This is a genomic window from Mesorhizobium sp. M1217 (assembly GCF_040318275.1).
In the GTDB taxonomy this organism is placed as follows: Bacteria; Pseudomonadota; Alphaproteobacteria; order Rhizobiales; family Rhizobiaceae; genus Mesorhizobium.
In genome coordinates, this window is sequence record NZ_JAMYMA010000031.1 from 22059 (window position 1) to 35054 (window position 12996).

Here is a 12996-nt window from a genome sequence, read left to right on the forward strand (position 1 = left end):
TAATAAAAGCCGACGGCGCGAAGGTCCACAAGTCATAGCGTGCAACCAGCGGAATCTCTAGGCGCGTGGTTAACGTCGCGAAACAAATAATCAATGGTGCGATGCAACAAACATGTTGCAATGCACAAAATTTGCCTTTATATTGCCACGATAGATGAACGAGACGGCTTTCTGTCAAAGCCGCTGCCGCTGAAAAGGATGGAAAATGTCCAGGACCAAGACCGCCGACACGATCGAAAACGTTGAATTCCCAAGCTTCGACGCTTCCAAGGCCACCGATCAGATCCGCGCCTTCGCCGAAAAGGGCGTCGAGCAGTCGAAAGAGGCCTATGCCAAGCTGAAGACCGGCGCCGAGGAGACCCAGAAGGCTCTGGAGTCGACCTACGAGACCGCCAAGACCGTTTCCAGCGACCTGTCGCTCAAGACCATCGCCGCCCTGCGCGCCAATGCCGAGGCCGGCTTCTCGCATTTCGAAGCCCTGATTGGCGCCAAGTCGCTGTCGGAAGTCGTCGAGCTGCAGACTGCGTTCCTGCGCAAGCGCGTCGAAATGACCGTTGAGCAGGCCAAGGACTTCCAGGCGGTTGCTGCCAAGGCGGCTGAGGACGTATCCAAGCCGATCAAGAGCGCCTTCGAGAAGGCCGTGAAAGAAATTAAGATCGCCTAATATTTGCACACAGTTTGACGATGCATCAAAAGGTCGCATTTCGTCAGACAAATAGATGTGCGATATAGTGGTTTAAGCGAATACCCGGCGGGTGGAACCTCCTCCCTCTGCTCACCGGGATAACCAGCCAGCACCTCCTCCCGCTGGCTCGTAACAGGAAAAGGCCGGCACCTCCTCCCGCCGGCCTTTTCTTTGTCCGGCGAAAAATGACGCGATGCCGGAGCGATCTTTTGCTTTGCCAAAAGCCTTGAATTAAACTCCGATAGCCCGTATGGACGCATCGCCGAACGACAGAGCGGGTCCCGGAGAATGAACGTTCCGTCTGGATCTCGCTCGGGCAAGCGTGCCGTTGTAGCTCAGATGGTTAGAGCGCCGGATTGTGGATCCGGAGGTCGCTGGTTCGATCCCAGCCAACGGTACCATTCAGCTTTCAGCCAGGTTTCTGACCAATAGCGCCAAGCGATCTCTACGACCCTGGCGCGGTCACCTGCGATCCCGCCTGACGCGCACCGCGCAGGTGATCCACAAGGGCTCTCAGCTTCGGCGCGATATTCCGTCGGCTGGGAAAATAAAGATAGAAGCCCGCAAACGGCGGAAAATAGTCGTCGAGGATTGGCACAAGCTCGCCGCGGTCGATCCAGGGGCGGAATGTGTCCGCCATGCCGAACGTGATTCCGGCGCCTGCGACGGCCAGCCGGATCATCAGCCACATGTCGTTAGTGGTGATCTCGGGCGCAACCGCCACGTCGAACTCGCGCCCGTCCTCGCCAAACTCCCACCGATAGGGCGAAACTCCCGGCGCCGGCCGCCAGCCGATACAACGATGAGCCACAAGCTCGCGCGGATGGGCGGGTGCTCCGAACTTTTCGAGATAGCGCGGGGCGCAGACGGCCATCTGTCGCTGATCGCCCGATACCGGCACGGCAATCATGTCCTGCTCGATCACTTCGCCGAGCCTCACGCCCGCATCATAACCTTCGGCAACGATGTCGAATTCCTCGTCGGTGACCACGATATCCAGATGCACCTCGGGAAATCTTTCTGCAAAGGACGCCAGCAACGGCCCTGACAGAAACGTCTCCGCGATCGACGAAACCGCGATCCGCAGCCGGCCGCGTGGGCGGTCCAGAAACTCCGTGGTGGCTTCGATTGCCGCGTTCACGTCGGCGATCGCCGGTGCGACGCTCGCCAGCAGGCGCTCGCCCGCCTCGGTCAGATTTACGCTACGTGTCGTGCGCTGCAGCAATGCGATGCCAAGGCGCTGTTCAAGCCTGAGGACGCTCTGGCTGACCGCCGAGCGCGTCACGCCCAGCCGGTCTGCCGCAGCGCGGAAATTGCGTTCCTCGGCCACTGTGACGAAGACGGCAATTGCATTGAGATCGATGTCCATTGGTTAGCTAAACTTACCATCGAGGTTACCAGCGGGCGGGTTATCGCGACAATGCCATGGCTCTATCTCTGTCGCAATGGCAAGAAAGGCTTGATCCTCCCGATCAAGCCGATGCCGGATGACCAAGGAGATAACCCATGACATCACTGCCTTCCTCCTGGAACCTGGATGGAAAAGTCGCCCTCGTGACGGGCGCGGCACGCGGCATCGGCCGCTGCACGGCGGAGCTGCTGCGTGCCAGGGGTGCCGGGATCGTGGCAAGCGATCTCAGCGACACCGTACGTGAATTGGAAGCCGAGGATGTGGCAACCCTGGTCGGTGATGTCGCTGACGAGGCTCTGGCCAGACGCTCGGTCGAACTCGCGGCGAAGCGCTTCGGACGACTGGACATCGTCGTGAACAATGCCGGTCGCACGCTCAACAAACGTCTGACGGAGACCTCGGTCGACGACTATGACCGCATCCTGCAGATCAATGCGCGCGGCAGCTTCGTCACCGCCCGTGCCGCAGTGGAGTTGATGGCCGCCGGCGGTGGTGGCGCGATCGTCAACGTCTCATCGATCTCGGCGGTTGCGGCCTTCGAGACGCAGGCGGCCTATGCATCCTCCAAAGCCGCTGTCGCACAGCTGACCAAGGTGATCGCGATCGAATACGGGCGCATGGGCATTCGCTGCAACGCCGTTGCCCCTGGCGTGATCGAAACCGACATCATGGAAGGTGTGGTGGAGAATGGCCGGGAGATGCTGCGCAGCTTTGGCAACGCGCATCCGATCGGCCGGATCGGCCAGCCGCAAGAAGTTGCCGAGGCCATCGCCTTTCTTGCCTCGCCGGCGTCCAGCTTCATCACCGGGTCCCTGCTTCTGGTCGATGGCGGCTACACCGCCCAGTGACCCCAAATAAGGCTGGCGCACTGCGGGAGCTCACCCGCACGCCATCCTTCACATCGTGAAAATAACCGCTGAACCAAAAGGATTATCTCGATGACCATGAACAAAGTTGTTCTGATCACCGGTGCCTCCAGCGGCATCGGTGCTGGCATCGCCCGCGAACTTGGCGCGGCAGGTGCAAAGCTGATGCTTGGCGCACGGCGCACCGACCGCCTTGAAGTCCTCGCAGCCGAAATCGAGGCAGCTGGTGGAATCGTTCGCGTACGAGCGCTCGACGTCACCAAAAGGACGGATGTCGCAGCATTCGCCGATGCTGCGCGGGCCGAATGGGGCCAGGTCGACGTCATCGTCAACAATGCGGGCGTCATGCCGCTCTCGGCCATGGCAGCCATGAAGGTCGACGAGTGGGAGCTGATGGTGGACGTCAACATCAAAGGTGTTCTGTACGGCGTCGCGGCGGTGCTGCCGGAGATGACGGCACGCGGCTCCGGGCATATCATCAATATCGGTTCCATCGGCGCACTGGCCGTCTCGCCCACGGCTGCCGTTTATTGCGCAACGAAATACGCCGTCCGCGCGATTTCCGATGGGCTCCGCCAGGAGAGTGACGATATCCGCGTAACCTGCATTCATCCTGGCGTGGTGGAAAGCGAGCTGGCCAACACGATCTCCGACGAAGCCGCTGCCGCCGCCATGAAAACCTGGCGTGCTATTGCCCTGCAACCCGATGCCATCGCCAGGGCAGTGCGCTACGCCATCGAACAGCCCGACGATGTCGACGTCAACGAGATCGTCGTGCGTCCGACGAAGGCGGCGCATTGATGCGATCCACTTTGGCCGCAATGCTTACGGGTATTGCCGTTGCTGTAGCCCCAACCGGCCTGACCCTTCCTTCAACTCCAATCCTTGCGGAGGAATCAATGACGCGCCAAGATCACCCCTATGTCGGAATGTGGGTCACCGAGGATCGCCATATCAGGCACGAACTCCTGCCGAACGGCCGTTATGACGAAGCGCGCGGTGACCGCGAGAGCGCCTATCGGGGACGCTATGAAGTGCAGGGCAACCACATAGAATACTGGGACGATACGGGCTTCACCGCGGACGGTGAGTTCGTCGAAGGCGTTCTCTATCATGCCGGCATGATCCTTTATCGCCAGCGGTAGAGAGCCACCCTGAGACAAGCAATTCAGGGTTCCACAAGACGCTATTGCATGCCTTGCATGAGGCGCTCGGCAGTTTGCACCACAAGGCCCGCCACACCACATATCTCCCGGCAAGCGCGGCGGAAAGAAGCAGGATCGCGGGCAGAGTCGACATTGCAAATGGTTGTCACTATATAGCGGCGGCTTTGACGGCTCGCCTTTACGTGGTGCCGGCGAGTGCGCGGTAAATGTGCTAGCTATTGTGTTATCTATTGTGATCTAAAACGGCTTGAAAACCGAAAAAAAGCAAATAGAAACAATAGCGCGGGTCAAACGAGTTTCGTCGAGAGAATCAGTCCTCAAGAACCAGAACGTGCTCCTTGAACCCACCATTCCCTTCAGCTCTGTGGACCTCGGACAAGTTCGGCTTGCCGGGCGAAGCCGACTCGGCTCGAATGGCAGCACGCATCTTTTCGAAGATGCCGACGTTTATGATTACCAATCGGCATAGCCGCTAGGGAAACAGCAGTATGAGTGAACACGCGATCGAGTTCTTGCGCGGGTGGATTGGCGAAAAAGTCCATTGCCAGCCCTCGCCAGCCAGAATCGAGAAGCAGGCCGAGACCCTCGCCAGGGAATGTGCGGCCAAAGCTGCCGAAGCCGGCATACCCCTGGAGGATATCCAGGAAGAGGTCGGCGACATTCAGGAGCTCATTGCTTCGAGGCTCGAAGAGGCGGCCGAGGCCGATCAGGACGAGCAGAATTCCAACAAGCCTGCCGGCTGACGGATCGCCCCCGGCAAAACCTGCCGGGCGATTATTGCCTGTCTGATGCAGTTGCGCGGTCTTATCGCCGCGCAGCCTTGCCAAATCTCTCCTCGAGCCATGCTTTCGGCAACGCCGGCACGAAATTGCCGTCGCGCCCGGTCATGTCATCATTGGCGACCAGCGCGTTGAGGATGGCTTCCTCCACGCTCTGAACGACGGCGTCGAAGAACGGGTTGATGTCGGCATCCGGCATGTAGCCGGCGCTGACCAGCTTGCCGGCGGCGCCGCGCGCCGCATCGGCATTGGCCGTGCTGACGGCGAGAAAAATATCGCCGGATGAATTGTATCCATAGCCGCCGGTCAGCGCGACGCCGAGCGGCACGCGTTTCGCCAGTCTTTTCAACTGATGCGGCATGAATGGCGCATCGGTGGCGACGATCGCGATGATCGAGCTCTTTTCCGCTCGCGGCGTGTTGTCCCGGATCGCGGGTTCGGCGAGTTCCGCTCCGGCCCTGACGCCACGCACGACAAGGTTCCGCCGCGCACCGAAATTCGACTGGACGAAGCAGCCGATCGTGAAACGCTCTCCGTTCCAGTCGACGCTGCGCGAGGATGTGCCCGATCCCCCCTTGAAGCCAAAGGTGATCATGCCGGTGCCGCCGCCGACGCTGCCCTCTTCGATCGGCCCGCTTTCAGCCGTCTCGAGCGCCGAAAATACATGCTCGAAGCTCACATGGTGGCCGTTGATGTCGTTTAGAAAGCCGTCATAAGTCTCGCCCGCTACCGGCAGTGCCCAGGCGCTGTCGAGCGATTGCGGCAGCACTTTCTGCATCCAGCGCAGCGTTGCGTCGCGGCTGACGCCGCAGGAATGCGTGTTGGTGATGGTGATGGGAAGATTGAACGCTCCGAGTTCCTCTATCAGATGCGAGCCGGTCAGTTCGCCATTGCCATTGGCGCTGAACACGCCGGCGAACGCCGGTACGGCCAGTTCGCCCCTGGGCCGTGGCAGGATCGCGGTCACGCCGGTGCGTACTGGACCCTTGCCGACAACGAGCGGCCCGTCCCCTGAGATCAGCGTGGTATAGCCGACCGTCACGCCAGGCACATCGGTGATGGCGTTGAAGCGGCCCGGCGTGCCATCGAATGGGATCGCGAAGGCGCGGGCGCGCGGTTTGCCCGAGGGCGTCGCAAGATGAGGGTCGGTCATTTCTTCCTCAGAAAAGCGAACCTTGGCCGCCCGGCGCCTTGAGCTTGGCCGCGGGCTTGGCAACCGTCTTCGGCCGCGCCGTGCCACTGATGGCGACTGCATCCGCGGTGCCGTCGGCGAACTCCAGCGAAAGCGCCATTCCCGACACCACGTCCGCCGCATGCTTGACCACCGCGCCGTCCACATCCTTGACCAGTGCGAAGCCCCGCGCCAGCACGGCCTTGTGCGAGAGCGTCGCCAGCAACCGATCAGCCTGCGTCAGTTTTCCACGCAGACGGTCCAGTCGTCTCGAAATCGCGTGGTCCTGCCGTCGCGTCAGGGCCAGCAGGGCATCGCCTTGCAGTTTCTGCCGCCTCGCGATCGGCGCCGGTGACAGTCTGGCCGCCGTGCGCGAAAACCGCGCCCGACGCTCGCGCACGATGGCAAGGAACGCCGCTTGCGCACGGGCGAGGTCGCGGCGGATCAGCGTGCGGGCTTCGTTCATGCGCCGCGACAAGGTGGCCGGCGTCAGCCGCTGCCCCAGAAGCCTGGCCCGCTTGCGCTCGACGCTGACCGACAGCGCCCGGCCAAGCCGGCTCGTCGCCTCGTCGAAGCGCCGCCGCGGCAGCGCCAGCAACTGGTCGGGCGAGGGCAGCGCACGGGCGGCCGCGCGCGCCGCTTGCCGCTTGCGTTCGAAATTGCGCGACACCGCGGTCTTCAACCGTGCGCTGAGACCGGCAAGCGTCGCTTCGAGGTCGACCTTGACCGGCACGGCGATTTCGGCGGCGCCCGTCGGCGTCGGCGCCCGCACATCCGCCGCCAGATCGACCAGCGTCCAGTCGGTCTCGTGGCCGACCGCGGAAATCAACGGAATGGCCGAAGCGGCGACGGCCCGGGCGAGCGCTTCGTCGTTGAAGCCCCACAGATCCTCCAGGCTGCCGCCGCCGCGTGCCACGATCAGCAGGTCGGGCCGCGGGATGGCGCCGTCCCATGGCAGTGCGTTGAAGCCGTTGACGGCAGCGGTCACCTCCGCTCCCGCCATTTCGCCCTGCACCCGCACCGGCCAGACGAGCACATGCAGCGGAAAGCGGTCCTTGATGCGGTGGATGATGTCGCGGATGACGGCGCCTGTCGGCGAGGTGACGACGCCGATGACGCCCGGCATGAAGGGCAGCAGGCGCTTGCGGCCGGCGTCGAACAGGCCTTCGGCCTGCAGCCGGCGCTTGCGCTCTTCCAGCAGCGCCATCAGCGCGCCGGCACCGGCCGGCTCAAGATTGTCGATGACGATCTGGTAGTTGGACTTTCCGGGATAGGTGGTCAGCCTGCCGGTGGCGATCACCTCCATGCCTTCCTCTGGACGGAATTTCAGCCGGCTCATCGTGGTCTTCCACACCACGGCGTCGAGCCGCGCGCGATCGTCCTTCAGGCAGAAATAGGCATGGCCGGAGGAATGCGGCCCGCGATAGCCGGAAATCTCGCCGCGCACCCGTACATTGCCGAAGACGTCCTCGACCGTGCGCTTCAGCGCGCCGGAAATCTCGCTCACCGTATACTCGGTGGCGTTGGTGCGTGATTCGGATGCTGTGTCGCTCATCGGCCGATTGGGGGACGGTTGTTGGCCGCCGTCAAGGCGCCTGTATCCGGCCGCGTGTCATAACGCGATCCCATCATCTCGCTACGGCCAAAAATTCGGCAGCCAGATAATCGCTGAACGCTCGAACTGCCGGCAACAGGCTGCGCCCCGAAGCCGACAGCAAAGTGATCCCAGCTTCTCCCGCCGTCCATTGCGGCAGGATGCGTTGCAATATGCCATTGCCTGTTTCGGCCTGGCAGAAATAGGCCGGCAGCGCCACGATCCCCAGGCCCGCAATGGCAGCCTGTTTCAGTGTTCCCAGATCGTCGCTGCGCAAGCGCGCCGTGAGCGGCATCAGGACAGTCTCGCCGCCGATATTGCGCAGATTCCAGACCGCCCCGCCGGTCAGCCCGTTCAGTGCGAGGCCGCCATGGTCGGCAAGGTCCTGTGGGCTTGTCGGTGTGCCTGCGCCGGCAAGATAGATGGGTGCGGCGAAAAGATGCCAGGGCGTCGGCGCGAACCGACGCTGGATCAGGCTGGAATCGGGCAGCGGCTCGACATGGCCGCGAAGCGCAAGGTCAAACCCCTCGTCGACAAGATCCACATACCTGTTGGTCGCGTGCTGGATGATGTTTACCTTGGGAAACGTTAAAAGGAACCGGGGTAGCAATTCCGCCAGGAACGACTGCGCCATGCCGATCGAGCAGGTGAAGCGGACCGTACCGCTGGGCTCGGCCAGTCGTCGCGCCGCGGCGCCTTCGGCCGATTCCGCCTCGACCAGCATTCCCACAGCAAACTGATAGACCTCCTGGCCGATATCAGTGACGGCGAAGCTGCGGGAGGTTCGCTGGATAAGACAGACGCCCAGCTGTTTCTCGAGCTCGATGATGCGCCGGCTGATGTTGGACTTTGATCGTCCAAGCGCGTGGCTTGCGGCAGTGAAGCTCTGTTTCTCGACCACCTTCGCAAAATAATAAAGATCGTTCAAATCCAGCACAGTCGCACATCGTTGCCAATAGAGGACGATGCTTCCAGTTCTATGCCATTTTGGCTGTTTCGTCCAGATACTACCTTGCCAATTGCCGCGCTGATCAGCGGGTGCTGGGCTCCATTTGGAAAAAGGAATCGGCATGACCGACCAGTTGAATATGAGCCACCACTCGAGCGTGGCTGACGTATCGGCCCGACCACGGTTTGGTCTGGTTTTGACATTGCTGGCTTTTGCCCAGCTTATTATTTCGATCGACTACAATATCGTTTTTGTCGCTTTGCCCGAGATCGGCCTGGGCCTCGGCTTCTCGGCGCAGACCCTGCAATGGGTCGTGAGTGCGTATGCGGTTGCGTTTGGCGGCTTCCTCTTGCTTGGAGGCAGGGCATCCGACCTGCTTGGGCGTCGGCGAATGTTCGTTTTCGGGCTTGTCCTCTACGCAGTGTCTTCGCTGGTCGGCGGTTTCGCCACGACGCCTCAGATCCTGATTGCCGCGCGCGCCGTGCAGGGCTTGGGCGGCGCTTTTCTTTTCCCGGCCACCCTGTCGCTGGTCAACACCACCTTCAGCGAAGGTCGCGAACGCAATATCGCTTTGTCCGTATGGGCCGGCTCTGGTGCCGGGGGCATGGTTCTGGGCTCGTTGCTTGGCGGCGTGCTGACCCAGGCATTCGGCTGGGAGGCGGTGTTCTTCGTCAACGTGCCTTTGGCCGGCATCGCGATCGTGGCGGCCTTTCCGGTGATTCTAGGAGACAGCGGGTACCAGTCAGGCGGCAAGTTCGATCTGCCGGGCGCATTGACGGCGACGGTCGGTACCACCCTGCTCGTTTTCACGCTCGTCCAGGGTCCAGAGTACGGCTGGGCCTCACAGGGTATTCTGGTCAGCGCTGCCGTTGGGATCCTGTTGCTGGCGCTCTTCGTGGCCATAGAGGCGCATAGCCGCGACCCGTTGCTGCCGCTGCGGCTGCTGGCCAACCGCAACCTCAGCACCGGCGTCGTCACCACATTCCTGTTCACCGCCACGTTCGGTTCTTTGCTCTATTTCCTGTCTTTCTACTTCCAGACAGTGCAGGGCTTCGGCGTTCTGCAGACTGGTTTCGCCTTCATGGTCCCGATGTTGGCCGTCTTGTCGGGCAATGCGCTGAGCGGTCGGATGGCGACCCGTCTGGGTACACGAAACACACTCGTCGTCAGCCTTGCGATCGGCGCGATTGGTACGGCGGGCCTGGGCATGGCCATGTCGGCGGACAGCACTTATGCCGACCTGGTCCCCGGACTGATTGTCTTCAGCCTCGGCGGCGGCATCACCTTTCCAACAATGTTCGCAGCCGCAGCCAAGGGCGTTGCCGCGCATGAGCAAGGCATCGCCTCAGGCATTGCATCCACGGGTCAGCAGGTCGGTAGCGCGGTGGGGCTGGCTGTCCTGGTAGCCGTTGCAAACGCCGGCACCGGCGGTTTGACAGGAGAAGCGCTGCGCGTCGCTACCGCTGAGGGTGTGCGGATGGCCGTCTATCTCGCCGCTGCCGGTACCGCGGCGATGATCCTCGTCGCACTGAATTTCCGTCGTCATTGAGCCCTAACTTGCATCGGCTCCACGGTGGCAGGCCCCATGGCGCTATGAGACACGAAGCCCTACCAGCCCGGCAGGATCTGGTTCGGCTTGGTCCGCTTCATCTTCGCGAAGGCGAGGGCGGCGAAATCGAACGTGCCGGTCTCCTCGCCGAGCGGCACGGAAATATTGTCGAGGCTTTCCGAAATATGGCGGGCGAGCGCGTCGACGATCTCCGGCCGCGAGGTCTGGCCGCGCATGATGCCGATGCGGCAATCGGGCAGGGCGCCGAAACCGTCGGCCTCGCCCAGCACCCGCATGCCGGGCCGCAGCGCGCATTCCGGCAGCACCGAGATCGCCAGGCCGGAAAGCACCGCCGCGGCGATAACGGTGGCCGAGAAGCTGGTGAACAGGATGCGGTAGTCGCGGTTCTGCTGGTCGAGCACGTCGGCGGCGGCCCGCCGCCAGATGCAGTTCGGCCGGCCGAAGGCCATCGGCAGGATCGGCTGCTCATGCGTCGCATGATTGGCCGAGGTAACCCACAGCAGCGGTTCGCGCCGCACCACTTCCGATTGGCCGCGCGCGTCATTGTGCGTCACCAGCGCCAGGTCGAGATTGCCGCGCTTGATGTGTTCGACCAGTCCCGGCGTCGGTTCGCAGATAACGGTCAGTTCGACATGCGGGTTGGAACGGGCAAACCGCGCCATGATCTCGGGCAGGAAGCGATCGGCATAGTCGTCCGGCGTGCCGATGCGGATGGTGCCTTCGAGCCGGCGGTCGTCGAAGGCGGCCAGTGTTTCCTTGTTGAGATAGAGCAGCCGCCTTGCGTAGGAGAGCAGTCTGTCGCCTTCCTCGGTCAGCCGGTTGGTGCGGCCGTCTTTTTCGAACAGCGGCTTGCCGATCCGCTCTTCGAGCCGCCGCATCTGCATCGACACCGCAGACTGGGTGCGATGCACGGCTTCCGCCGCGCGGGTAAAGCTGCCGGTGTCGACAATCGAGATGAAGGTCTGCAACTGATCGAGATCGAGCGGCGCTTTCATCGGTCTAATCCATCATTGATGTTGATGCTAAAGATTAGAAACATTCGTTGGATTAATCAATCGCGCCGTGGCAAATTCCGACTGTCCACATGAAGGCATGTGAATCGAAGCCGGAACGGCCGCTGTCGCCAGCGCCCGATCGACTGGTTTCGCTCGTTCGAATGTGAAGGAGACCGACATGGCTACGTTTGATTTCGCTACCGAGACCTCGCGCATCACCTCGCGTCCGGCCGTTGCGACGCGCGTGGCCAATGCCGCTGCCAATGTTTACCGCGCCTGGAAAAACCGTCGCGCCTTTTATCGCCTCGGCGAGATGTCGGATGCCGAGCTCGCCGACATCGGCCTGACCCGCGCCGACCTGCACGTCGCTGTCGGTGTGCCCTTTGGCCGCGATCCGACCGAAAGGCTTCGCGTCATCGCGGTCGAGCGCGCCGAAACGATCGAGGATATTGCCCGCAAGGTGGCCTGATCGCACAAATTCGCGATTTTGGTCGCATTGAACCTTTTTGAGGCACGAAGCCACTAAGTTACGCAGGCTCCCCACTCCCTGCCGGATCCCCCCGGCCAGCCTGCGCGCTGCCCGGTCCTCCCAGGACCGGGCTTTCTTTTTTGGGCGGCACTGATGATTGGATGCCGGTGTCTAGTCTACCGCCGGCCCATACCCTGCTTGAACTGGTCGAAGATCGACTCCATGCCTTTCTGGTAGTCGTCGCGCTGCTGGGCACCCGTCTCGAACATCTTGCCGAACAGGTCGTCGAACGGATTTCTCGGCCTGCCGCTCGGATTGGCCTGCGGCTGCGGCGCCTGGGGCTGCTGGGGCGCCTGACGCGCCTGCGGCTGCGGTTGTTGCGCACCACCGCCGAACATGTCCTGCAGTACTTTCCCGAGCGGATTGTCACCATAAGGGTTCTGTGTCTGCTGGGGCTGGTTCTGCGGCTGCTGCGGCTGTTGCGCGCCGCCGCCGAACATGTCCTGCAGCACCTTGCCGAGTGGATTGTCGCCATAAGGGTTCTGTGTCTGCTGCGGCTGGGTTTGCGGCTGCTGCCCGCCGCCGAACATGTCCTGCAACAGCTTGCCGAGCGGGTTGTCGCCGTAAGGGCTCTGCGTCTGTTGCGGCTGCTGTGCGCCGCCGAACATATCCTGCAGGACCTTGCCGAGCGGATTGTCCGCCGGGCCTGCAGGCTGAGGGGCCGGCGCCTGGCTGCCGCCGCCCGCCTGCCGCATCATCTGCTCGATGAGCTCGCCGAGCGGATTGCCGCCGCCGGGCCCACCCCCTGCCGCATGCATCTGCCCGCCTAGCTGGTTGGTGGTCTGCTTGAACAGCCCGCCCATCATCATCGAGGCAATTGCCGGCAGCATCTGCTGCAACACCTGCTGGCTGACACCGCTCGCCTGCGCGGCCTGGCTGGCGACGGCGCGTGACAGATCCTTCGAGCCGAACAAATGCCCCAGAATTCCGTTGCCTTCATCGAGGCCCTGCGGCGAGAAGGCCCGGCTTGCATCCTCGAAATATTTGGCGTGCTGGCCGCTGGCCATCGCCGTCATGAAGGAGCCGAGTCCATAAGGGTCCGCTGTGTTGCGCTTCAGCCCCTGCGAAAAGGCCGGCAGCAGCGCCGCGACCGCCGCCTGCGTCTGCTGCTGCGAAAGCCCGAACTGCTGGGCCAGCGCCTGCATGCCATTGCCGTTCTGGGCCTGTGCCAGAATATCGAACAAGGAAGGCATTGTTTTCTCCTCCGGCAAATCCTCGTTTGGAGAAGCCTAGTTCGTTTCCATCACTGATTGAAGCGAATTTGCCGGACCGTGGCTCATG

13 protein-coding genes and 1 tRNA gene are annotated in these 12996 nt (G+C 62.3%); 8 read left to right on the forward strand and 6 right to left on the reverse strand.

Annotated elements, in window-relative coordinates:
• Positions 1-205 precede the first annotated feature (205 nt).
• Both NKH37_RS32130 and NKH37_RS32135 read left to right on the forward strand, forming a co-directional pair.
• Entirely contained in the window at positions 206-664 is a 459-nt protein-coding gene (locus NKH37_RS32130; protein ID WP_023719389.1) for a phasin, read from the forward strand.
• A gap of 345 nt (positions 665-1009) precedes the next feature.
• A tRNA-His gene (locus NKH37_RS32135) sits at positions 1010-1086 on the forward strand.
• A gap of 44 nt (positions 1087-1130) precedes the next feature.
• Here NKH37_RS32135 and NKH37_RS32140 read toward each other — a convergent pair.
• Complete coding sequence (locus NKH37_RS32140; RefSeq protein WP_352547841.1) at positions 1131-2054, reverse strand: LysR family transcriptional regulator; 924 nt, start codon at positions 2052-2054, stop codon at positions 1131-1133.
• Between the two features lie 137 nt (positions 2055-2191).
• On the opposite strand from NKH37_RS32140, the gene NKH37_RS32145 reads away from it, so the two are divergent.
• From NKH37_RS32145 to NKH37_RS32160, 4 genes are all read left to right on the forward strand, one after another.
• Positions 2192-2944 carry an SDR family NAD(P)-dependent oxidoreductase gene (locus NKH37_RS32145; RefSeq protein ID WP_352919773.1) on the forward strand — a complete coding sequence of 251 codons (753 nt, stop codon included), beginning with the start codon at positions 2192-2194 and terminating at the stop codon, positions 2942-2944.
• 90 nt (positions 2945-3034) lie between these two features.
• Positions 3035-3763, forward strand: a complete 729-nt coding sequence (locus NKH37_RS32150) for an SDR family oxidoreductase (protein ID WP_352919776.1) — start codon at positions 3035-3037, stop codon at positions 3761-3763.
• Positions 3763-4107 carry an Atu4866 domain-containing protein gene (locus NKH37_RS32155; RefSeq protein WP_502895967.1) on the forward strand — a complete coding sequence of 115 codons (345 nt, stop codon included), beginning with the start codon at positions 3763-3765 and terminating at the stop codon, positions 4105-4107. The genes NKH37_RS32150 and NKH37_RS32155 overlap by 1 nt, the downstream gene beginning before the upstream one ends.
• A 509-nt stretch (positions 4108-4616) precedes the next feature.
• Positions 4617-4871 carry a DUF768 domain-containing protein gene (locus tag NKH37_RS32160; RefSeq protein ID WP_023719384.1) on the forward strand — a complete coding sequence of 85 codons (255 nt, stop codon included), beginning with the start codon at positions 4617-4619 and terminating at the stop codon, positions 4869-4871.
• Positions 4872-4932: 61 nt separating this feature from the next.
• Here NKH37_RS32160 and NKH37_RS32165 read toward each other — a convergent pair whose 3' ends face one another.
• The 3 genes from NKH37_RS32165 to NKH37_RS32175 form a co-directional block, all read right to left on the reverse strand.
• Positions 4933-6060, reverse strand: coding sequence for a DmpA family aminopeptidase (locus tag NKH37_RS32165; protein WP_352919779.1), 1128 nt, complete (start codon positions 6058-6060; stop codon positions 4933-4935).
• Between the two features lie 7 nt (positions 6061-6067).
• Positions 6068-7633, reverse strand: a complete 1566-nt coding sequence (xseA, locus tag NKH37_RS32170; RefSeq protein ID WP_352919782.1) for an exodeoxyribonuclease VII large subunit — start codon at positions 7631-7633, stop codon at positions 6068-6070.
• A 73-nt stretch (positions 7634-7706) separates the two neighbouring features.
• Complete coding sequence (locus tag NKH37_RS32175; RefSeq protein WP_353042328.1) at positions 7707-8600, reverse strand: LysR substrate-binding domain-containing protein; 894 nt, start codon at positions 8598-8600, stop codon at positions 7707-7709.
• 142 nt (positions 8601-8742) lie between these two features.
• Here NKH37_RS32175 and NKH37_RS32180 point away from each other — a divergent pair, with 142 nt between their 5' ends.
• The gene (locus NKH37_RS32180; RefSeq protein WP_198030444.1) at positions 8743-10170 is read left to right on the forward strand and encodes an MFS transporter; all 1428 of its coding nucleotides are present in this window, start codon (positions 8743-8745) and stop codon (positions 10168-10170) included.
• 59 nt (positions 10171-10229) lie between these two features.
• Here the strand turns inward: NKH37_RS32180 and NKH37_RS32185 are convergent, their stop codons facing one another.
• Positions 10230-11186: a LysR substrate-binding domain-containing protein gene (locus tag NKH37_RS32185; RefSeq protein ID WP_023716458.1), complete on the reverse strand. Its 957-nt coding sequence runs from the start codon at positions 11184-11186 to the stop codon at positions 10230-10232.
• A 178-nt stretch (positions 11187-11364) separates the two neighbouring features.
• Between NKH37_RS32185 and NKH37_RS32190 the strand changes: the two genes are divergently transcribed.
• Complete coding sequence (locus NKH37_RS32190) at positions 11365-11655, forward strand: DUF1127 domain-containing protein (RefSeq protein WP_023716459.1); 291 nt, start codon at positions 11365-11367, stop codon at positions 11653-11655.
• Between the two features lie 176 nt (positions 11656-11831).
• Here the strand turns inward: NKH37_RS32190 and NKH37_RS32195 are convergent, their stop codons facing one another.
• The gene (locus NKH37_RS32195; protein WP_352493846.1) at positions 11832-12908 is read right to left on the reverse strand and encodes a DUF937 domain-containing protein; all 1077 of its coding nucleotides are present in this window, start codon (positions 12906-12908) and stop codon (positions 11832-11834) included.
• Positions 12909-12996 lie beyond the last annotated feature (88 nt).